Genomic DNA, 20,368 nt, shown 5'->3' on the forward strand with positions numbered 1-20,368 from the left:
GCGCGACGAGTATAGAACGGGCGTGCGCGATGCGGAACCCGACTACGAAACGGCTGCCCGTGTTTCGTGCGGACGAATGCGTGTTGCGTGTCCGAAAATCGCGCGTTCGTCGCGGTGTTGCAAACATCAGGAATGCTATTTGGTTCGCCGTCACCCGCGACATCGACCGTTTCTCGCCGCACTACACGCGCATCAACCCCGCGACGCCATAACCGAGCACGACGAGTGCGGCGACCATATGGCTCGCGGCGAGCCACCCCGGCGATTTCACGAAGCGGCCGATCGCACTGCCGCCGAACGCGAACACGAGCTGCCCCGCGAGACTGCCCGCAAACACGCACGCGGCGCCGACCAGCCAGTGCCGATGCGCACCGGCGGCAGCGGTCGCATAGCCGTAGAACAGCAGGATGGTCAGCGGGTTCGCGAGCGTGACGAAGAACATCGACACGAACGGGCGATCGCCCGGCGGCGTCGGTACGTCGCCGTCGAGCGTGCGGCGCCGGTCACGCAGCGCCTGCCACAGCATCCGCGCGCCCATCGCGAGCAACACGAGCGCACCGACGACGCGGAACAGCGGCAGATGCGACGCGAGCGTGCTCGCGAGCATCGCACCGATCGTAAACGCGACGACCGCATAGCAGCCGTCGGCAGCGGCCACGCCGATCGCCGCGCGCACGCCGGTCGCGGTGCCGGCGCGCATGCCGTAGTTCGCGATCATCAGCGCGACGGGCCCGACCGACAGCGCGATCGTCAGCCCGAACAGGAAGTCGTTCATCGATCGTCGATACCTTCAACGGAAGGCATCGATTCTATCGACCGACGGCACGCCAGCGTGAAAAACTGCGTCAGGCGACGTCGACGCGTGCCGGCCCGTCCACCATCTCGCCGATCACGGCCGCGCGGTCGAAACCGTCGGCGCGGAAGCAGGCGAGCACGTCGTCGACCGCTTCCGGCGCACACGCGACCAGCAACCCGCCCGACGTCTGCGGATCGGTCAGCAGCGCCTGCGCGACGGGCGGCAGCCCGTCGGCGAGCCGCACGTCAGTGCCGTACGCGGCCCAGTTGCGGCCCGACGCGCCGGTGAACACGCCGTCGGCAACGAACGTCTCGACGCCCGCAAGCCACGGCAGCGACGCATAGTGCACGCGCGCGGTGAGATTCGCGCCGCGCGCCAGTTCGAGCGTATGGCCGAGCAGCCCGAAGCCCGTGACGTCGGTCAGCGCATGGACGCCCGGCAGCGCGGCGAGTTCGGCGCCCGGCCGGTTGAGCTTGGTGGTGGTCGCAACCATCTGCGCGTAACCGTCGGCATCGAGCTGGTTCTTCTTCAGCGCGGCCGACAGCACGCCGACGCCGAGCGGCTTGCCGAGCACGAGCACGTCGCCCGCGCGCGCGGCCGCGTTGCGCTTCACGCGCGACGGATGCACGACGCCGATCGCCGCGAGCCCGTAGATCGGCTCGACCGAATCGATCGAATGGCCGCCGGCGACCGGAATGCCGGCATCCGCGCACACCGACTCGCCGCCGCGCAGCACGGCCGCGATCGTCTCGTGCGGCAGCACGTTGATCGGCATGCCGACCAGCGCGAGCGCGAGGATCGGCTTGCCGCCCATCGCATAGACGTCGGACAACGCATTGGTGGCCGCGATACGGCCGAAGTCGAACGGATCGTCGACGATCGGCATGAAGAAATCGGTGGTGGCGACGATCGCCTGCTCGTCGTTGAGCCGGTAGACGGCCGCGTCGTCGGACGTTTCGGTGCCGACCAGCAGATCGGGGAACAGCGCGGGCGGCGTCGCGCGCTTGAGCAGCTCGGACAGCACGCCCGGCGCGATCTTGCAGCCGCAGCCGCCCCCGTGCGACAGGCTCGTGAGGCGCGGAACGGCAGGCTGGGCTTGGGTGGCTTCGGTCATCGTCGGCATCCGGTGAATAACAACGTTCTATTATCGACAATTCCGCGCGAGCGCGCCCGATACGCAGTCCACGTTGCGCAGAGAATCGCGCTTCGATCGCCTTTGACGGATTCGCGACGAGTCGATATGGCCATGCGCCCGCGTCAAGCCAGCGCGACGGCCCCGCCGAACGCCCGCTCGTCGATCGCCTCGGCGAGGGTCGCGAACGCGGTCCCGATCTCGTCTTCCGGCACGCACGCATAGCCGAGCAGCAATCCCGATGCGGCGCGCGAGCGATCCGCGTAATACCCGGACAGCGGCCGCACGACGATGTTGCGCTCGAGCGCCGCCTGCGCGACCCCGCGATCGTCGACGCCTGCCGGCAATTGCGTGACCAGATGCAGCCCCGCATCGCTGCCGAGCGCGTGCAGCGTATCGCCGTAGCGGCGCGCGACCGCGTCGAGCAGCACCTCGCGGCGCTGCCCGTACAGCGTGCGCATCTTGCGGATATGCGACACGAAATGCCCTTCCGCGATGAATTCGGCGAGCACCGCCTGCTGCAGCAACTGCCCTTCGCGATACAGCTCGGCGCTCGCAGTCGCGAAACTCTCCGCGAGCGGCTCCGGCGCGACGAGGTAACCGACCCGCAGCCCCGGGAACAGCGTCTTGCCGAAACTGCCGACGTAGATCACCTGCCCAGCCGTGTCGAGGCCCTGCAGCGACGCGAGCGGCCGGCTGCCGTAGCGGAATTCGCTGTCGTAGTCGTCCTCGATGATCCAGCAGCCGTGCTGGCGCGCGTATTCGAGCAGCATGCGCCGCCGCGCGAGGCTCATCACCATCCCGAGCGGATACTGGTGCGACGGCGTGACGAGCATCAGCTTCGGCGGCTCGGCCAGATCGGCGGCCGACGGCGCGATGCCTTCGTCGTCGACCGGAATCGGCCGCGTGGTCAGCCCCGACACGTTCAGCACGCTGCGCACGCCCCAGTAGCATGGATCTTCGGTCCAGATCGCGTCGCCCGGGTCGGTCAGCAGGCGCACCGCGAGGTCGATCGACTGGTGGATGCCGGTCGTGATCACGATCTGCTCCGGCGTGCAGCGCACCGAGCGCGACGTGCGCAGGTAGTCTGCCAGCGCCTCGCGCAGCAGCGCGAGCCCGCCGCCGGGCGCGTAGGTCAGCAGGTCCGGGCGCAGGCGCCGCCAGTACTTGTTGTGCAGCCGCGTCCACACCCGCGCCGGAAAGCGCGACACATCGGGCACGCCCGGCATGAACGCACCGCCCTGGCGCTTCGACACGCCGGCCCCTTCGACGAGCCGCGTGCCGCGCGCGGACAGCCGCCGCGCGGACGGCGTCGCGACGGCCGGGCCGGCCACCGCGTCGGACGGTGCGCCGACGATCTCGTCCGGCGCGCTGTCGGCGACGAACGTGCCGCGGCCCGTGGCCGAGTTCACATAGCCTTCGAGCGCAAGCTGCTCGTAAACCTGCGTGACCGTGTTGCGCGCGATCCCGAGCTCGGCGGCCAGCAGCCGCGACGACGGCACGCGCGTGCCGGCCGGCAGTTCGCGCGACAGGATCGCCTGTTGCAGCAGGCGATGCAGCTGCCGGTAGATCGGCTGCGCGCCGCCGCGCACGAGGCGCTGCGCCAGCCAGTCCGACAACACGCTTGCGCGCATGATTGGCTCCTGAATATTTATTGAAATGGCTCTGATTGCCAGAGCCAAATGTGATTATAGTCGCCTCCATGGGCTGCCAACGCGGCCGATTTCTACCTCACCGGACAGAACATCAAGGAGATGACCGTGAAGAATGCCGACCTGCAGGCCCGCAAGAACGCCGCCACCCCGCGCGGCGTCGGCGTGATGTGCGATTTCTACGCAGCCCGCGCCGAGAACGCGGAGCTGTGGGACGTCGAAGGCCGCCGCTTCATCGATTTCGCCGCCGGCATCGCGGTGCTGAACACCGGCCACCGCCACCCGAAGATCGTCAAGGCGATCGCGGATCAGCTGAACAGCTTCACGCACACCGCCTACCAGATCGTCCCGTACGCGTCGTACGTCGAGCTGGCGGAGAAGATCAACGAGCGCGCGCCGGGCGACTTCCCGAAGAAGACGGCGTTCTTCACGACCGGCGCCGAAGCCGTCGAGAACGCGATCAAGATCGTGCGTGCGGCAACCGGCCGTCCGGGCGTGATCGCGTTCTCCGGCGGTTTCCACGGCCGCACGATGATGGGCATGGCGCTGACCGGCAAGGTCGCGCCGTACAAGCTGAACTTCGGCCCGTTCCCGGGCGACGTGTTCCACGCGCCGTACCCGAACGCCGTGCACGGCGTGACGACGGCCGACTCGATCAAGGCGATCGAGATGCTGTTCAAGGCCGACATCGATCCGAAGCGCGTCGCCGCGATCATCTTCGAACCGGTCCAGGGCGAAGGCGGCTTCAACCCGGCGCCGGCCGAATTCGTGCGCGCGCTGCGCAAGATCTGTAACGAACACGGCATCCTGCTGATCGCCGACGAAGTGCAGACGGGCTTCGCGCGTACCGGCAAGCTGTTCGCGATGCAGCACTACGACGTGCTGGCCGACCTGATCACGATGGCGAAGAGCCTCGCGGGCGGCATGCCGCTGTCGGGCGTCGTCGGCCGTGCGGACGTGATGGACGCGGCCGCGCCCGGCGGCCTCGGCGGCACCTACGCGGGCAACCCGCTGGCCGTCGCATCGGCGCACGCGGTGCTCGAGATCATCGACGAAGAAAAGCTGTGCGAGCGCGCGACGCAGCTCGGCGCCGTGCTGAAGGCGAAGCTGAATGCGCTGCAGGCCGACGTGCCGCAGATCGCCGACGTGCGCGGGCCGGGCGCGATGATCGCGGTCGAGTTCCTGAAGCCGGGTTCGGGCGAGCCGGACGCGGAATTCACGAAGCGCGTGCAGGCGCGTGCGCTCGAGCGCGGCCTGCTGCTGCTCGTGTGCGGCGTGTACTCGAACGTCGTGCGCTTCCTGTTCCCGCTGACGATCCCGCAAGCCGTGTTCGACGAAGCGCTCGCGATCCTCGAGGAAGTGCTGAAGGAAACGGTCGGCGTGCCGGCCTGAGTGCCCGTCCGCTTCAACTGAATGCGCCGCCGCCGTCGTCAGGACGGCGGCGGCCTTTTTATCCGTCATTTTCAAGGCAGGCGATTCATATGAGCACCGTTCAGGAAACCCTGGCACTGAAAGATCCGTCTCTGTTCCGCCAGCAGGCGTACATCAACGGCGAATGGCAACGCGCGTCGAACGGCGAGTCGTTCGACGTCCGCAACCCGGCCACCGGCGGCCTGCTCGGCACCTTGCCGGCGATGGGCGCGGCCGAGACCCGTCACGCGATCGAAGCCGCGAACGCCGCCTGGCCGGCGTGGCGCAAGAAGACCGCGAAGGAACGCGCGGCGATCCTGCGCAAGTGGCACGACCTGATGATGGAGAACGCCGACGACCTCGCGCTGATCCTGACGACCGAGCAGGGCAAGTCGCTGGCCGAAGCGAAGGGCGAGATCGGCTACGCGGCGTCGTTCCTCGAGTGGTTCGCGGAAGAAGGCAAGCGCGTGTACGGCGACACGATTCCGACGCCGGCGAGCGACAAGCGCATCGTCGTGACGAAGGAAGCGATCGGCGTGTGCGCGGCGATCACGCCGTGGAACTTCCCGGCAGCGATGATCACCCGCAAGGTCGGCCCGGCGCTCGCGGCAGGCTGCCCGATCGTCGTGAAGCCGGCCGAAGCGACGCCGTTCTCGGCGCTCGCGATGGCCGTGCTGGCCGAGCGCGCGGGCGTGCCGGCCGGCGTGTTCAGCGTCGTCACGGGCGACCCGAAGGCGATCGGCGGCGAACTGACGTCGAACCCGATCGTGCGCAAGCTGTCGTTCACCGGCTCGACGCCGATCGGCCGCCTGCTGATGTCGCAATGCGCGGCGACGGTCAAGAAGGTGTCGCTGGAGCTCGGCGGCAACGCGCCGTTCATCGTGTTCGACGATGCCGATCTCGATGCGGCCGTGCAGGGCGCGATCGCGTCGAAGTACCGCAACAGCGGGCAGACGTGCGTGTGCACGAACCGCTTCTACGTGCATGAAGCCGTGTACGACCAGTTCGCGCAGAAGCTCGCGGCGGCCGTCGGCCAGTTGAAGGTCGGCCGCGGCACGGAGCCGGGCGTCACGCAGGGCCCGCTGATCAACGAGGCGGCCGTGCTGAAGGTCGAGGCGCACATCGAGGACGCGCTCGCGAAGGGCGCGACCGTCGTGACGGGCGGCAAGCGCCACGCGCTCGGCCACGGCTTCTTCGAGCCGACCGTGCTGACGGGCGTCACGCCGGCGATGAAGGTCGCGAAGGAAGAGACGTTCGGGCCGCTCGCGCCGCTGTTCAAGTTCGGCAGCGACGACGAAGTGATCCGCCTCGCGAACGACACCGAGTTCGGCCTCGCCGCGTACTTCTACAGCCGCGACATCGGCCGCGTGTGGAAGGTGGCCGAAGCGCTCGAATACGGGATGGTCGGCGTGAACACGGGCCTGATCTCGAACGAAGTCGCGCCGTTCGGCGGCGTCAAGCAGTCGGGCCTCGGCCGCGAAGGCTCGCACTACGGCATCGACGACTACGTCGTGATCAAGTACCTCTGCCTCGCCGTCTGACGGTTCGGGGCCTGCCGCCTCGGCGACAGGCCCTGGCCGCCCGGCCGGAACCGGGTGGCCCGACGCGGGCCGGTACCCCTCTCCGTCGCGCCCGCGTCACCTTCCCCCTCCCGCGATCAGCGGAATACGTTCACCGCCTCGACCAACCGCGTCGCCTGCTGCTTCAGGCTTTCCGACGCCGCCGTGCTCTGCTCGACCAACGCCGCATTCTGCTGCGTGATGTTGTCCAGGTGTACGACCGCCTGGTCGACCTGCGCGACCCCCGTGCTCTGCTCGGCCGTCGACGAGCTGATCTCCGCGATCAGGTCCGATACGCGCTTCACCTGCGTGACGATGTCCTCCATCGTCTTCCCCGCGCCGTCGACGATCCGCGCGCCCGACTCGACCCGCTCGACGCTCGCGCCGATCAGCGTCTTGATCTCCTTCGCCGCGTTCGCGCTGCGCTGCGCAAGCGCCCGCACTTCGCCGGCCACCACCGCGAAACCGCGCCCCTGATCGCCCGCGCGCGCCGCCTCGACCGCCGCGTTCAACGCGAGAATGTTGGTCTGGAACGCGATGCCGTCGATCACGCCGATGATGTCGGCGATCTTGCGCGAGCTGTCGGTGATGTCGTTCATCGTCGCGACGACTTCGTTCACCGCCTGTCCGCCGCGCTCGGCCGCCTCGCTCGCGGACACCGACAACTGATTCGCCTGCAGCGCCGTCTCCGCGTTGCTCGACACGGTCGCCGTCATCTCGGCCATCGACGCGGCCGTCTGCTGCACGCTCGTCGACGCCTGTTCGGTACGCGCGCTCAGATCGTTGTTGCCTTGCGCGATCTCGTTGCTCGCGCGCTGCACGTTCAGCACCTGCTCGCTGACGTCGTCCACGAGCCAGCGGAACATCAGCCCGAGCTGGTTGATCGTGCGCAGCGTCATGCCGATCTCGTCGACGCGGTTCATCCGCACGCCGCTGCGGCTTTCGCCGGTCGCCACCCGCAACGCCTCGTCGCGCAGTTGCCGGAGCGGCCGCACGATCTGCGCGTCGAGCCATAGCCCGGCCACCGCCGTCACGCCGACCGCCGCACCGGCAAACGCCGCGAGCCCGCCGCCGGTCAACCCGGCCGCCCAGCCGGCGCCGATGACGGCCGGGGAAAGCACGCACAGCGTCGACACCAGGCGGGCCCGCACCGACATCGTCTGGAACAGCGACGCGACGCGCATCGCGCCCGTGCGGACGATCAATCCCTTGTGGAACCGGCGGCTGCCGGCCTTGCCTTCGCGGAAATCGCGATACAACGCCTCGGCGGCCGCGATCTCGTCGCGCGTCGCCTTCGTGCGCACCGACATGTAGCCCTTCGGCTGCCCGTTGCGCATCACCGGAATCGCGTTCGCGCGCACCCAGTAGTGATCGCCGTTCTTGCGGCGGTTCTTCACGAGCGCGGTCCACGGCTCGCCGCCCTTGAGCGTCGCCCACATGTCGGCGAACGCTTCCTTCGGCATGTCCGGATGCCGCACCACGTTGTGCGGCTGGCCTTCGATCTCCTCGGGAGAAAAGCCGCTGACCTGGATGAACGCCGCGTTCGCGTACGTGATGTGGCTGTCGACGTCTGTCGTCGACATCAGCGTCGCATCATCGGCAAATTCGAATTCGCGTTGCGTGACAGGCTGGTTGTTGCGCATGGTGTGGAGCTCCGGGTGACGGATCTTGCGTCCGTTCGTCGATTGATTCGAGACTCCACGCATGGCGATCGATTCGCCTGCGTGTGAGTCGACTCCTGCGCTTTCGGCAAATTCGGCGAAAACATGATGCCGTATTCGGGTAAATATGCATTAAAGATGCATGAACGTGTTTTTGCCGAATGATTTATTTATGGATAAACCGGAATGGGTAACCGGACAACGGCCTGACGGCCACTCGCCCGATCGTTCGACGTAATGTGCTCGGCCCGATTTAACGCACAACGATAAAGTCGTAAATACGAATATTTCGCGTTTGGCGTCATTCGATTGAATTCGCCAATCCGGACATGTGCCGTGCGCGACATGCCGGATTCATCGATCGAATCCGCACGTCGCGCACGCTTGCCACCCTTCACCTGAACACGTTCACCGCATCCACGAGCCGCGTCGCCTGCTGCTTCAGGCTTTCCGACGCCGCCGTGCTCTGCTCGACGAGCGCCGCGTTCTGCTGCGTGATGTTGTCCAGGTGTACGACCGCCTGATCGACCTGCGCGACCCCCGTGCTCTGTTCGGCCGTCGACGAGCTGATCTCCGCGATCAGGTCCGACACGCGCTTCACCTGCGTGACGATGTCTTCCATCGTCTTCCCGGCGCCATCGACGATCCGCGCGCCCGACTCGACCCGCTCGACGCTCGCGCCGATCAGCGTCTTGATCTCCTTCGCCGCGTTCGCGCTGCGCTGCGCGAGCGCGCGCACTTCGCCGGCCACCACCGCGAAACCGCGCCCCTGTTCGCCCGCACGCGCGGCCTCGACCGCCGCGTTCAGCGCGAGGATGTTGGTCTGGAACGCGATGCCGTCGATCACGCCGATGATGTCCGAGATCTTGCGCGAGCTGTCGGTGATGTCGTTCATCGTCGCGACGACTTCGTTCACCGCCTGTCCGCCGCGCTCGGCCGCGCCGCTCGCGGAAACGGACAGCTGATTCGCCTGCCGCGCCGTCTCCGCGTTGCTCGACACGGTCGCCGTCATCTCGGCCATCGACGCGGCCGTCTGCTGCACGCTCGACGCGGCCTGTTCGGTGCGCGCGCTCAGGTCGCTGTTGCCCTGCGCGATCTCGTTGCTCGCGCGCTGCACGTTGTGCACCTGCTCGCTGACGTCGTCCACGAGCCAGCGGAACATCAGCCCGAGCTGGTTGATCGTGCGCAGCGTCATGCCGATCTCGTCGACGCGGTTCATCCGCACGCCGCGCCGGCTCTCGCCGGTGGCGACGTTCAGCGCCTGCTCGTGCAGCCGCTTCAGCGGTTGCACGATCTGCGCGTCGAGCCACAGCCCGGCCGCGGCCGCCACGCCGACCGTCACGCCGGCAAACGCCGCGAGCCCGCCGCCGGTGAGCCCGCAGGCCCATCCCGTGCCGACGACGGCCGGCGCCAGCACGCACACTGCCGCATGCACGCGCGCGCGCACCGACATCGTCTGCGGCAGCGAAGCGATCCGCAACAGCCCGGTGCGGATCACGAGCCCCTTGTGGAATCGGCGCCGGCCGGCCTTGCCGTCGCGAAACGCGCGATACAGCGCGTCCGCGGCTGTGCTCTCGTCGCGCGGCGCCTTCGTGCGCACCGACATGTAGCCCTGCGGCGCGCCGTCGCGCATTACCGGAATCGCGTTCGCGCGCACCCAGTAGTGGTCGCCGTTCTTGCGGCGGTTCTTCACGAGCGCGGTCCACGGCTCGCCGCGCCGCAGCGTCGCCCACATGTCGGCGAACGCCTCCTTCGGCATGTCCGGATGGCGCACCACGTTGTGCGGCTGGCCGACGAGCTCCTCGTTCGAGAAGCCGCTCACCTGCGCGAACGTCGTGTTGGCGTAGGTGATGATGCTGTCGGCATCGGTCGTCGACATCAGCGTGACGTCGTCGGGAAAATCGAATTCCTGTTGGGTAACGGGCTGGTTGTTGCGCATGCAAGGCTCCGAAAGGCGGATCTGTCGTCCGCGCCGCGCTGAAATCGCGCTCAGTAGCCGAAAAACGGTTGTTCGCTTTACGACACTCTCGTCCTTACTGTCGGCAGTTCACCGGCAAACCTTAATTCCGATGCGGATAAAACGGGCAACCCGGCCATTACCATGATTTGGATCAAATAATCCGGCGATAATCACCGCGCACGTTATCTGGCCGTCACGGAGCGCCGCATGACATTGACAATGCCGGCGACCGTTGCGCGCAGCGAAACGATTGACCTATCCTGCGCCATTCCACTGGAATTCGAATTCGATGAAAAAGGCATTGCATGAGCTGAATCGGCTGTCCCGGAATACCGCGACGGCCGCGCATGAGCGTCGTCAACGCGATCAGGCCGCGTTTTTCCGGAATGGCGGCGCCACGCGGTTTCCGGGACAACGCGAACCGGACGGCTATCGGATGGCGCCGCCTGACGGCATGCCGCGCCTGCCGCTGACGGGTACGATCGCCGCGCACCGGAGGGCCGCATGACGCGCCGCACGGCCGCCGAACGCGACGCGCTGTCGGCCCGCCCGCTTGCGCGCGACGACGTCCCGCTCGTATGGACCATCGACCGGCGCGAAATCATCGAACACCTGTACGTGCTGCGCGACCACACGCTGCATCTCGTGCCCGAGTTCTACGACGTGGCCGGCTGGCCCGACGGCGAAGCCGACCACTACACGCCGATCCTGCTCGATTGCCACGACCGCGGCGGCTGGTTTCTCGGCAGGTTCGACGGCGCGCGGCTCGTCGCGGCAGCGGTCGTCGACAGCCGGCCGCTCGGCCCGCAACGCGACATGCTGCAACTGAAGTTCCTGCACGTGAGCCACGACTGGCGCGGCTGCGGGCTCGGCGAACAGCTCTACCGCACGGCCCACGCGCAGGCGCGCGCGATGGGCGCCGAGCGGCTGTACGTGTCGGCCACGCCGTCGCAGCGCACGATCGATTTCTATCTGCGGCTCGGCTTCACGGTCAGCGCGTCGCCCGATCCCGAGCTTTACGCGCTCGAGCCCGAGGACATTCATCTGGAAGGGCCGACGGCCTGACGGCCGGCACGCGGATCGAGCATGGAATTTTCCGCTCCGCCACGGCCGCCACGACACGGAGCACGATATTGAACGACGACCCGCCACCGCCTGCCACGCCGAAGATCCTCGTCAGCATGTGCGTGGCCGGGCATCCGGTCCGTTACAACGGCTCGGCGAAGACCGCCGCGCACACGGCGCTCGAACGGTGGCGGCGCGAAGGGCGTCTCGTGGCGGTCTGCCCGGAACTCGCCGGTGGCCTCAGCGTGCCGCGCCCGCCTGCCGAGATCGCCGGCGGCGCATCGGGGCAGCAGGTGCTGGCCGGGCACGCACGCATCGTCGACGTGAACGGCGTCGACGTGACGGCGCCGTTCATTGCCGGCGCGCGGACCGCGCTGGCCGTCGCGCAAGCACACGACTGCCGCTTCGCGATTCTCGCCGACGGCAGCCCGTCGTGCGGCAGCACGTTCATTTACGACGGAAGTTTCGAGAGCCGGCGGCACGCGGGTGCCGGCGTCACGGCCGCGCTGCTGCGCGAGCACGGCATCGAGGTGTTCGCGGACACCGAGATCGACGCGCTCGATGCACGTCTCCGGCAATTGTCGCGGGCCGGTTAACGACGCTGGGCGGCACGAGACACCTCGTGCCGCCCAGCGTGGGGGGAGACGGCGCAACGGTGAAGCCGTGCGTATCCGGCCGCTTCACCGCATCACGCCACTCACACGCGTTCGATCGCGATCGCGATGCCCTGGCCGACGCCGATGCACATCGTGCACAGCGCAAAACGGCCGTTCGTGCGATGCAACTGATACATCGCGGTGGTCACGAGGCGCGCACCCGATGCGCCGAGCGGGTGGCCGAGCGCGATCGCGCCGCCGTTCGGGTTCACGCGCGGATCGTCGTCGGCGACGCCGAGCATGCGCAGCACCGCGAGGCCCTGCGACGCGAACGCTTCGTTCAACTCGATCACGTCGAACTGGTCGATCGTCATCCCGAGCCGCGCGAGCAGCTTCTGCGTGGCGGGCGCCGGGCCGATGCCCATCACGCGCGGCGCGACGCCGGCCGTCGCGATCCCCAGCACGCGGGCGCGCGGCGTCAGGCCGAAGCGCTTCGCGGTTGCCTCGTTCGCGAGCAACAGCGCGGCGGCGCCGTCGTTCACGCCCGACGCGTTGCCGGCCGTGACCGAGCCGTCCGGGCGCACGACACCCTTCAGCTTCGCGAGCGCCTCGAGCGACGTTTCACGCGGGTGCTCGTCGCGCGACACGATCACCGGATCGCCCTTCTTCTGCGCGATCGTGACCGACACGATTTCTTCGGCGAGCGTGCCGTCCTGCTGCGCGCGCGCGGCCTTCTGCTGGCTGCGCAGTGCGAACAGGTCCTGATCCGCGCGGCTGATGTGGTAATCGACCGCGACGTTCTCGGCGGTTTCCGGCATCGAATCGACGCCATGCAGCTGTTTCATCAGCGGATTGACGAAGCGCCAGCCGATCGTCGTGTCGTAGATGTCGGCCTGGCGCGCGAATGCGCTCGCGGCCTTGCCCATCACGAACGGCGCGCGCGTCATGCTCTCGACGCCGCCCGCCACCATCAGCGCGGCTTCGCCCGACTTGATCGCGCGCGCGGCCACGCCGACCGCATCCATCCCCGAACCGCACAGGCGGTTGATCGTCGAACCCGGCACGCTTTCCGGCAAACCCGCGAGCAGCGCCGACATGCGCGCGACGTTGCGGTTGTCCTCGCCGGCCTGGTTCGCGCAGCCGTAGATCACGTCGTCGATCGCCGCCCAGTCGACATCACGGTTGCGCTCGACGAGCGCCTTGAGCGGCACCGCGCCCAGATCGTCGGCGCGCACGCCGGACAGTGCACCGCCGTAACGCCCGATCGGCGTACGGATCGCATCACACAGAAAAGCTTCGGTCATCAGTGTCTCCGGTCCCATGGAAGGCTGGGAAATGAACAGGGCGCGCCCCTTGCATTGCCCGCCGGGATGCGCTTAAATGTTCTATATACGAACATAAGATCGTGTATCGAACGTTCAACGCATCATAGGGAGTGCAGGGACGACCTGTCAAGCGCGCGGTCCGCCGCGCGGTTGGCGTGTCGGGCCCCATGCGCTATCTTCTCGGCTGCACGATATTCCAGGCGCTCATGACAACCGACGATATTCAAACGAAACCCGGCGACTCCTATGTGCAGTCGTTCGCGCGCGGCCTCGCGGTGATCCGCGCGTTCGACGCGACGCGCCCGGAGCAGACGCTCACCGAGGTCGCGTCGGCCACCGGCCTCACGCGCGCGGGCGCACGCCGGATCCTGCTCACGCTGCAGACGCTCGGCTACGTCGAGGCCGACGGCCGGCTGTTCCGGCTCACGCCGAAGATCCTCGAGCTCGGCTTCGCGTATCTCACGTCGATGCCGTTCTGGAATCTCGCCGATCCGGTAATGGAGCAGCTGTCCGAGCAGATCCACGAAAGTTGCTCGGCCGCGGTGCTCGACCGCACCGAGATCGTCTACGTGCTGCGCGTGCCGACCCGCAAGATCATGACGATCAACCTGTCGATCGGCAGCCGGCTGCCCGCATACTGCACGTCGATGGGCCGCGTGCTGCTGTCCGCGCTCGACGACGCGGCGCTCGACGAAACGCTCGCGCAGAGCGGCATCCGCGCGCATACGCCACGCACGATCACAGACATCGGCGAGTTGAAGGCGGCGATCGCGCAGGCGCGCCAGCAAGGCTGGGCGGTGGTCGACCAGGAACTGGAAGTGGGGCTGATGTCGCTGTCCGCGCCGATCCGCAATCGGCGCGGGCAGATCATCGCCGCGATGAACATCAGCGGCAACGCGCAGCGGCATACCGCGAAGCAGATGGTGAAGGAGTTTCTCGGGCCGCTGCAGCAGGCCGCGCAGACGGTGTCGGAACTGGTGGCGCGGCGCGGGTGAGCGGTTACTTCGCTCGTGGGATCGGCACGACGGGCATTCGCAGGTCGCGCGGATAAAAAGACGGGCGGCATTCGCCGCCCGCTCAACTCTCTGACTCTGCTTGCAACGTCCTTCTCACGGAACACGGAGCGCGCTCCGCATCACCCAATTTAGGGGCGCGGCAACGCCCGGTCAATTTGACGAGAACGAAATTGAGTGGCGCCGTTCAGACACGCGCCCGTCCCGGCACTCACGCACCCAGCAGCATCCCCTTGCGCACCGGCACCGTGCCCGTCACGCGGCCGAGCGGCGCGCCGGCCGTCACGAAGCGGATCGCGCGGCGCATGTAGAACACGCCGTCGGTCGCGCTCGAGATCGTCGTGACCGCATCCGTCAGCGGATCGACGATGTCGAACAGCGGATCGCCCGCGCGGATCGTCGCGCCGATCGCCGCGCGGTGCACGAGAATCCCGCTGACCGGCGCGTAGAACTGCTCGCTGCCCGCGAGCGGCGTGGCCGGCGCGGCCAGCGGCGGCAGCGGCGCCCGTTCGCCGCGCACCGCGCCGCACCACACGAGATAGTCGACGAGCGCGTCGGCGTCGCGTTGCGCGTATTCGTACGTCACGTCGCGCTGGCCGCGGCACTCGACCGTCACGGCCACGGTGCCGGCCGCCATCGGCGTGCCGTCCGGCAAATGCGCACGCAACCGCGACCACAGCAGGTGATGCGCATCGTCGAACGCGTGCCCGCCCGAATCCTCGGCGAGCAGCGACACCTGCGCACCGAGATACCGCGCGAGCGGCTCGACGTCCGGCCACGCGGTGTCGCTCGTGTACACGTGCATCACCGCTTCGAGCGAGCAATGCAGGTCGATCACGACGTCGGCATCGTGCGACAACTTCAGCAGTGCAAGCTGCAGCGCATCGAATTCGGTGCGCGGCGCGATTTCCGCGAGCGCCGCCCCGACGCATTCGCGCACGATCGCGCGATTGCGTGCGCCGTCGTCGCCCAGCCGGTCGCGCGCACGCGTGGCGATCTCCGCGAGCGGCAGGAAGCCGCGATTGAAGTTGCGGCCGCTCGCGAGATCGAAACGGCCGATGAACTGCCCGAGCAGATGATGATTGAGGCCGACCGGGTTCGACACCGGCACGAGCACGATCCCGGCCGCGAGCCGGCCTTCCGCGTCGAGCTGCGCGAGGCGCTGCTTCAGCACGACCGCCGCGAGCATCGCGGGCGTCTCGTCCGCGTGCAGCGCGGCCTGCAGGTAGATCTTGCGGCCGCTGTCGGCCGGCCCGAAATGAAAGCTCGTGAGCGTGCGCTGCGTGCCGATCGACGGCGACAGGAGCGGCGTGGTGCGAATCTGCATCGATGGTCTCGAACGGATGGAAACGGGGAATCGGAAGAACGGGCCGGCACGGCGCTCAATCGCCGTACGGGTTGAAATCGAAGTACTGCTTCGCGATCCGCTCGTACGTACCGTCCTTCAGCATCGATGCGATCACGCCGTCGATCGACGCCTTCAGCGCGGCATCCGACTGCCGCATGCCGATACCGACGCCGCGATCGCCCATGTCGAGCGGCGCGCCGACAAACGCGAAACCCTTGCCGCGCGGCTGGCGCAGGAATCCGTAGTCGGCTTCCACGGCGCCGAGCAGCGCCGCGTCGAGGCGGCCGTTCACGAGATCGGCGAACACGTCGTCCTGGCTCTTGTACGGCACCACGCCGACGCCGGCCGGCGCCCAGTGCGCGAGCGCCCACGACTCGAACTGCGTGCCCGACTGCACGCCGACGCGCTTGCCGGCCAGCGACGCCGCCGTGCCATCGAGCCCGCTGCCGGCCCGCGCGACGAGCCGCGACTTGAAGCGGAACAGCTTCGACGAGAACAGGATCTGCTTCTCGCGCTTCGCGGTGATCGCCATCGACGACAGGATCGCGTCGATCTTGCGCGCCTGCAGCGCGGGGATCATCCCGGAGAATTCGAGCTCGACCCACTGGCAGCGCAACTGCGCGCGGCGGCAGATTTCGTTGCCGAGATCGACGTCGAAGCCCTTCAGGCTGCCGTCGGGCGCTTTCGCATCCATCGGCGGATAAGTCGGATCGATGCCGAGCCGCACCACGTGCGCGTCGAGCGCGTACGCGGACGTGGCCGCCAGGCCAAGGCACAGGGAAACGAGCGGGACGAGGATACGTTTCATGGTCGACGATGGGCAGGAAGCGGGGCACACGGCGTGAGCCGGACTGCCTGCGATCGTAAAAGCCCGGGGCCAGCGCCGGAACCATCGGCTGACTTATCATGATCGGCATTTCCGATCACCGGCTTCACTGCTTCCCATGGCGTTCACGCTGTCCCAGCTCCGCATCTTCCAGGCCGTCGTCGAGCACGGCAGCCTGCGCGCGGCCGCACGCGCGCTCGACCTCGCGCAAAGCGGCGTCACGCAGCAACTGCAGGGCCTCGAAGCGACGCTCGGCGCGACGCTGTTCACGCGCACCAATCGCGGGATCGTGCCGACGGCGGTCGGCCAGCGGCTGCTCGCGCGCTCCGGCTCGATCCTGGGCGAATGCGAGCAGGTCGAGCGGGAAATCCGTCAGTTGAGCGGCGCCTACGAAGGCACGGTCACGCTCGGCCTCGTGACCGAGCCGCTGATCGACGCGTTCGCCCCCGTGCTGACCGCGTTTCGCGCGCGCTTCGACAAGGTGGACGTGCACCTGCGCACCGGCACGTCGCGGATGATGATCGGCTGGCTGCGCGAAAGCGCGGTCGATTTCGCGATCGCGCTGGTCGCGAAGCAGACCGACACGACCGATCTCGCGGTCACGCCGCTGCGTACGTCGGCGCCGGTGGTCGTGTGCCGCAACGGGCATCCGGCGATGCATGCGCAATCGCTCGCCGAGCTGGCCGACTATGGATGGGTGTCGACGCGCTCGCCGAACCTGAGCGCCGATCCGGTCGTCAACCGGCTACTCGCGTACTTCGACGCGCACGGCCAGCCGCCGCCGAGGATTCTCGCGACTGTCGAAGGGATGTTCGAGACGCTGCAGATCGTCACGCAGACCGATTCGCTCGCGCTCGAAACCGAGGCCATCACGCGGCACGGGCCGTTCGCCGGCGCGCTCGCGAAGGTGCCGGTGCGCGAACCGGCCGAAGCACAGGACGTGTGCCTGCTGCAGCGCGCGGCCGTGCCGCTGACGCCGGCCGCGCAGGAACTCGCGACGATGCTCGCGTCGTATCTGAGGGTGGTGCGCGGGCGGTAAGCGCGCACGGCCGTGCCGCCGCCCGCGTCGCGCGCCGGGTCAGTCCAGCGATTCCCGCGCCGTCTCGCGCAGCATCGCGACCGCGATCAGCGACAGCACCACGCACGCGGCCACGTAGCCGGCCGGCGCGAGCTTGCTGCCGGTCGTCTTCACGAGCCAGGTCGCGATCAGCTGCGACGTGCCGCCGAAGATCGTCACCGCGAGCGCATACGCGATCGAGATGCCCGTTGCACGTACGTGGCGCGGCAGCGACTCGCACATCAGCGCCATTTCCGACGCCGAACCGAGCGAATAGAACAGCAGCATCAGCGCGGTCAGCGGCAGGATCACCGACAGCGTCGGATGATGGTTCATCAGCCAGAACGCCGGGAACAGCAGCGCGACCAGCACGCCGCGGCCGACGAAGATCGGCAGGCGGCGGCTGCCGAGCCTGTCCGACAGCCAGCCGAACAGCGGGCACGTGACCAGCATCACGCAGCCCGACGCGACGCCGACGAACATCGACAGCTTCATCGGCAGGCCGAGCGTATGGATCGCGTAGGTCGGCATGTAGAACGTCAGGATGTAGGTCGACACCGTGCCGCCCATCACCGTGAGCATCAGCAGCACCACCGTGCGCGTGTGCTTCGAGAACAGCTCGTGCAGCACGCCGCGCTCGATGCCGTGATGGCGGTCGCCGGGCGCGTCGTCCGCGAGCCGGCGACGCAAATACATGCCGACCGGCGCGATCAGCACGCCCACCAGGAACGGCAGCCGCCAGCCCCAGCCTTCGAGCGCGTCCTTCGTCATCGTGTTCGACAGCAGCGCCGCGAAGCCCGAGCCCATCAGCGCGGCGCCGCCCTGCGTCGCGAGCTGCCAGCTCGCGCGGAACCCGCGGCGCGACGTGCCGCCCTGCTCCAGCAGCGTCGATGTCGCCGCGCCGAATTCGCCGCCCTGCGAGAAGCCCTGCAGCAGGCGCGCGAGCACGACGAGCAACGGCGCGGCCACGCCGACCTGCGCATAGGTCGGCGCGATCGCGATCAGGCCGGTGCCGAGCGCCATCAGCATGATCGTCAGGTTCAGCGCGGCCTTGCGCCCCTTGCGGTCCGCATAGACGCCGAGCACGACGCTGCCGAGCGGCCGCGTGAAGAAGCCGGCGGCGAACGTCGCCACCGACAGCAGCAGCGACGTGGTCGGGTCGCTCGACGGGAAGAACAGCTTGCCGATCAGCACCGCGAAGAAGCCGTACACGGTGAAGTCGAAGAATTCCAGCCAGTTGCCGATCACGGCCGCCGCGATCGCGCCGCGCCGCGTGACGGCAGGCGCGCCCGGCGCGCCGGCTTCGGCCACGCCCGTCGACGCGGGGTGCAGCGCGAGATGGTCTTTCTGCATCGCTATCCTCTTCTGTCAATGCGGCCGGAAGCGGCGGCCGCGCGCCGCCGCCGCGATCACTGCCCGAGGTAACGCTCGACGAGGCGCGTCCAGAACGCCGCGCCGATCGGCAGGTTGCGATCGTTGAAGTCGTATTTCGGGTTGTGCACCATGCAGCCGTCCTCGCCTTCGCCGTTGCCGAGCCGCACGAACGAGCCCGGCCGCCGCTGCAGCATGAACGCGAAATCCTCGCTGCCCATCAGCAGGTCGGTCTGCTCGACCACGTGCGCATCGCCGACGAGTTCGCGCGCGACCTGCGCGGCGAAATCCGTTTCGGCGTCCGTATTGACGACGACCGGATAGCCCTCGATGTACTCGACGTTCGCGCTCGCGCCGTAGCTCGCGGCCTGCGTTTCGGCCAGCTCGGTGATGCGGCGCTTGAGCAGCGCGCGCACTTCGGGGCTGAACGAACGCACGCTGAGTTCGAGGCGCGCGCCGTTCGGAATCACGTTGTTCGCGGTGCCCGCGTGCATCGAGCCGACCGTGACGACCGCCGGCTGCGACGGGTCGACGTTGCGCGCAACGATCGTCTGCAGCGCCATCACGATGCTCGCCGCGACGACGACCGGATCGACCGTCAGGTGCGGCCGCGCCGCGTGGCCGCCGACGCCTTCAATCGTGATGATCGCCTTGTCGCCCGCCGACATGAACGGGCCGCGCCGCGTGAGGAAGACACCGGGCGCCGCGCCCGGATGGTTGTGCATGCCGAACACCGCATCGCACGGGAAGCGCTCGAACAGGCCGTCGTCGATCATCTTCTTCGCGCCGCTGTCGACGCCGTGCTCTTCCGCCGGCTGGAAATACAGGTGGACGGTGCCCGAGAAGTTGCGCGTCTTCGCGAGATGCTGCGCGGCGCCGAGCAGCATCGTCGTGTGGCCGTCGTGGCCGCATGCGTGCATCTTGCCGTGCGTGCCGCTCGCATACGGCAGGCCGGTCGCCTCGACGATCGGCAGCGCGTCCATGTCCGCGCGAATGCCGATGCTGCGCGCGCCGTCGCCCACCCGCAGCGTACCGACCACGCCCGTCTTGCCGACCCCGCGCGTCACCTGCCAGCCCCATTGCTCGAGCTTGTCCGCGACGAGCGCGGCCGTGTCGTGCTCTTCGTACGCGAGTTCGGGGTGGTGATGGATGTGGTGGCGGATCTCGCGCAGCCCGCCGGCGGCGGGCATCAGATCCTCGACTTCGGTGAATCGGGTATCGGTGGTCATCAAGGGGCTCCTGCGTTTGTCTGCGCGCGCCGGCGGCGTGTGCGGGAAAGCGAGCCACTATAGCCAGCCGATATCGGTTCAATAAGATGCGGAATTTTTCACCGTGATAAGTGTTTTTAATCAGGGTTAGTACCGAGATGTCGGTCGAACCTGCACCGTTTCGCCGCACACGCTCCATATCGATGGCCCACCCGATAGATGCGGCCGATCCCAGCCCGCCGGGCTGCGGTATGCGCGCGATATGGTCGATGACGAGCGGGCAACGCAGCGCCGCGAGATGACGCTCCAGCGCCGGCAGCCGCGTGCCCTGCCCCCGCTCGATATGCGATCCGAGGTTCGCGATACGCGCGGCCGCCGCCATCGCAGAC

At 68.2% G+C, this 20,368-nt stretch carries 16 protein-coding genes and 1 pseudogene; 6 read left to right on the top strand and 11 right to left on the bottom strand.

Annotation, left to right across the window (positions count from 1 at the left end):
• Positions 1-181 precede the first annotated feature (181 nt).
• From A9Z05_RS31810 to A9Z05_RS31820, 3 genes are all read right to left on the bottom strand, one after another.
• Positions 182-775, bottom strand: a complete 594-nt coding sequence (locus A9Z05_RS31810; protein ID WP_069621528.1) for a LysE family translocator — start codon at positions 773-775, stop codon at positions 182-184.
• A gap of 70 nt (positions 776-845) precedes the next feature.
• Positions 846-1,910 carry a selenide, water dikinase SelD gene (gene selD / locus A9Z05_RS31815; RefSeq protein WP_084044546.1) on the bottom strand — a complete coding sequence of 355 codons (1,065 nt, stop codon included), beginning with the start codon at positions 1,908-1,910 and terminating at the stop codon, positions 846-848.
• Positions 1,911-2,053: 143 nt separating this feature from the next.
• On the bottom strand, positions 2,054-3,562 hold the full coding sequence (locus A9Z05_RS31820) for a PLP-dependent aminotransferase family protein (RefSeq protein ID WP_069621530.1): 1,509 nt from the start codon (positions 3,560-3,562) through the stop codon (positions 2,054-2,056).
• 120 nt (positions 3,563-3,682) lie between these two features.
• Between A9Z05_RS31820 and A9Z05_RS31825 the strand changes: the two genes are divergently transcribed.
• Both A9Z05_RS31825 and gabD read left to right on the top strand, forming a co-directional pair.
• On the top strand, positions 3,683-4,972 hold the full coding sequence (locus A9Z05_RS31825) for a 4-aminobutyrate--2-oxoglutarate transaminase (RefSeq protein ID WP_069621531.1): 1,290 nt from the start codon (positions 3,683-3,685) through the stop codon (positions 4,970-4,972).
• 89 nt (positions 4,973-5,061) lie between these two features.
• Positions 5,062-6,531: an NADP-dependent succinate-semialdehyde dehydrogenase gene (gabD, locus tag A9Z05_RS31830; RefSeq protein ID WP_069621532.1), complete on the top strand. Its 1,470-nt coding sequence runs from the start codon at positions 5,062-5,064 to the stop codon at positions 6,529-6,531.
• A gap of 116 nt (positions 6,532-6,647) precedes the next feature.
• Here the strand turns inward: gabD and A9Z05_RS31835 are convergent, their stop codons facing one another.
• Both A9Z05_RS31835 and A9Z05_RS31840 read right to left on the bottom strand, forming a co-directional pair.
• Positions 6,648-8,192 (bottom strand): PAS domain-containing methyl-accepting chemotaxis protein, encoded by a 1,545-nt coding sequence (locus tag A9Z05_RS31835; RefSeq protein ID WP_069621533.1) that lies wholly within the window; start codon positions 8,190-8,192, stop codon positions 6,648-6,650.
• Positions 8,193-8,604: 412 nt separating this feature from the next.
• Positions 8,605-10,149 (bottom strand): PAS domain-containing methyl-accepting chemotaxis protein, encoded by a 1,545-nt coding sequence (locus A9Z05_RS31840; RefSeq protein WP_069621534.1) that lies wholly within the window; start codon positions 10,147-10,149, stop codon positions 8,605-8,607.
• 525 nt (positions 10,150-10,674) lie between these two features.
• Between A9Z05_RS31840 and A9Z05_RS31850 the strand changes: the two genes are divergently transcribed.
• Complete coding sequence (locus A9Z05_RS31850; RefSeq protein WP_069621536.1) at positions 10,675-11,235, top strand: GNAT family N-acetyltransferase; 561 nt, start codon at positions 10,675-10,677, stop codon at positions 11,233-11,235.
• Between the two features lie 68 nt (positions 11,236-11,303).
• On the top strand, positions 11,304-11,831 hold the full coding sequence (locus A9Z05_RS31855) for a DUF523 domain-containing protein (RefSeq protein ID WP_069621537.1): 528 nt from the start codon (positions 11,304-11,306) through the stop codon (positions 11,829-11,831).
• 101 nt (positions 11,832-11,932) lie between these two features.
• Here the strand turns inward: A9Z05_RS31855 and pcaF are convergent, their stop codons facing one another.
• Positions 11,933-13,135: a 3-oxoadipyl-CoA thiolase gene (gene pcaF, locus A9Z05_RS31860; RefSeq protein WP_069621538.1), complete on the bottom strand. Its 1,203-nt coding sequence runs from the start codon at positions 13,133-13,135 to the stop codon at positions 11,933-11,935.
• A gap of 227 nt (positions 13,136-13,362) precedes the next feature.
• Between pcaF and A9Z05_RS31865 the strand changes: the two genes are divergently transcribed.
• Complete coding sequence (locus A9Z05_RS31865) at positions 13,363-14,151, top strand: IclR family transcriptional regulator (protein ID WP_069621740.1); 789 nt, start codon at positions 13,363-13,365, stop codon at positions 14,149-14,151.
• A gap of 229 nt (positions 14,152-14,380) precedes the next feature.
• Here the strand turns inward: A9Z05_RS31865 and A9Z05_RS31870 are convergent, their stop codons facing one another.
• A complete protein-coding gene (locus A9Z05_RS31870; RefSeq protein ID WP_069621539.1) occupies positions 14,381-15,496 on the bottom strand; it encodes a succinylglutamate desuccinylase/aspartoacylase family protein in 1,116 nt (371 codons plus the stop codon).
• A gap of 55 nt (positions 15,497-15,551) precedes the next feature.
• Positions 15,552-16,325 carry a transporter substrate-binding domain-containing protein gene (locus A9Z05_RS31875; protein ID WP_069621540.1) on the bottom strand — a complete coding sequence of 258 codons (774 nt, stop codon included), beginning with the start codon at positions 16,323-16,325 and terminating at the stop codon, positions 15,552-15,554.
• A 136-nt stretch (positions 16,326-16,461) separates the two neighbouring features.
• On the opposite strand from A9Z05_RS31875, the gene A9Z05_RS31880 reads away from it, so the two are divergent.
• Positions 16,462-17,382, top strand: a complete 921-nt coding sequence (locus tag A9Z05_RS31880; protein ID WP_069621541.1) for a LysR family transcriptional regulator — start codon at positions 16,462-16,464, stop codon at positions 17,380-17,382.
• A 39-nt stretch (positions 17,383-17,421) separates the two neighbouring features.
• Here the strand turns inward: A9Z05_RS31880 and A9Z05_RS31885 are convergent, their stop codons facing one another.
• The 3 genes and pseudogenes from A9Z05_RS31885 to A9Z05_RS38195 all read right to left on the bottom strand — a co-directional run.
• Complete coding sequence (locus A9Z05_RS31885; protein ID WP_069621542.1) at positions 17,422-18,753, bottom strand: MFS transporter; 1,332 nt, start codon at positions 18,751-18,753, stop codon at positions 17,422-17,424.
• 56 nt (positions 18,754-18,809) lie between these two features.
• Positions 18,810-20,000, bottom strand: coding sequence for a M20 aminoacylase family protein (locus A9Z05_RS31890; RefSeq protein WP_069621543.1), 1,191 nt, complete (start codon positions 19,998-20,000; stop codon positions 18,810-18,812).
• A gap of 199 nt (positions 20,001-20,199) precedes the next feature.
• Positions 20,200-20,352: pseudogene (locus A9Z05_RS38195) on the bottom strand (2-pyrone-4,6-dicarboxylate hydrolase); the annotation flags it as partial.
• Positions 20,353-20,368: the final 16 nt, after the last annotated feature.

Origin of the sequence: Burkholderia sp. A2, assembly GCF_001729305.1 — a bacterium.
Lineage (GTDB): Bacteria > Pseudomonadota > Gammaproteobacteria > Burkholderiales > Burkholderiaceae > Burkholderia > Burkholderia sola.

Excerpts from the sequence above, each read along its gene's own strand:
- A9Z05_RS31820 (WP_069621530.1), bottom strand. The coding sequence starts at position 3,562 with ATGCGCGCAAGCGTGTTGTCGGACTGGCTGGCGCAGCGCCTCGTGCGC.
- A9Z05_RS31875 (WP_069621540.1), bottom strand. The coding sequence starts at position 16,325 with ATGAAACGTATCCTCGTCCCGCTCGTTTCCCTGTGCCTTGGCCTGGCG.
- selD (WP_084044546.1), bottom strand. The coding sequence starts at position 1,910 with ATGACCGAAGCCACCCAAGCCCAGCCTGCCGTTCCGCGCCTCACGAGC.
- A9Z05_RS31890 (WP_069621543.1), bottom strand. The coding sequence starts at position 20,000 with ATGACCACCGATACCCGATTCACCGAAGTCGAGGATCTGATGCCCGCC.
- A9Z05_RS31825 (WP_069621531.1), top strand. The coding sequence starts at position 3,683 with ATGACCGTGAAGAATGCCGACCTGCAGGCCCGCAAGAACGCCGCCACC.
- A9Z05_RS31840 (WP_069621534.1), bottom strand. The coding sequence starts at position 10,149 with ATGCGCAACAACCAGCCCGTTACCCAACAGGAATTCGATTTTCCCGAC.
- A9Z05_RS31880 (WP_069621541.1), top strand. The coding sequence starts at position 16,462 with ATGGCGTTCACGCTGTCCCAGCTCCGCATCTTCCAGGCCGTCGTCGAG.
- A9Z05_RS31870 (WP_069621539.1), bottom strand. The coding sequence starts at position 15,496 with ATGCAGATTCGCACCACGCCGCTCCTGTCGCCGTCGATCGGCACGCAG.
- A9Z05_RS31810 (WP_069621528.1), bottom strand. The coding sequence starts at position 775 with ATGAACGACTTCCTGTTCGGGCTGACGATCGCGCTGTCGGTCGGGCCC.
- A9Z05_RS31850 (WP_069621536.1), top strand. The coding sequence starts at position 10,675 with ATGACGCGCCGCACGGCCGCCGAACGCGACGCGCTGTCGGCCCGCCCG.
- A9Z05_RS31835 (WP_069621533.1), bottom strand. The coding sequence starts at position 8,192 with ATGCGCAACAACCAGCCTGTCACGCAACGCGAATTCGAATTTGCCGAT.
- gabD (WP_069621532.1), top strand. The coding sequence starts at position 5,062 with ATGAGCACCGTTCAGGAAACCCTGGCACTGAAAGATCCGTCTCTGTTC.
- pcaF (WP_069621538.1), bottom strand. The coding sequence starts at position 13,135 with ATGACCGAAGCTTTTCTGTGTGATGCGATCCGTACGCCGATCGGGCGT.
- A9Z05_RS31865 (WP_069621740.1), top strand. The coding sequence starts at position 13,363 with ATGACAACCGACGATATTCAAACGAAACCCGGCGACTCCTATGTGCAG.
- A9Z05_RS31885 (WP_069621542.1), bottom strand. The coding sequence starts at position 18,753 with ATGCAGAAAGACCATCTCGCGCTGCACCCCGCGTCGACGGGCGTGGCC.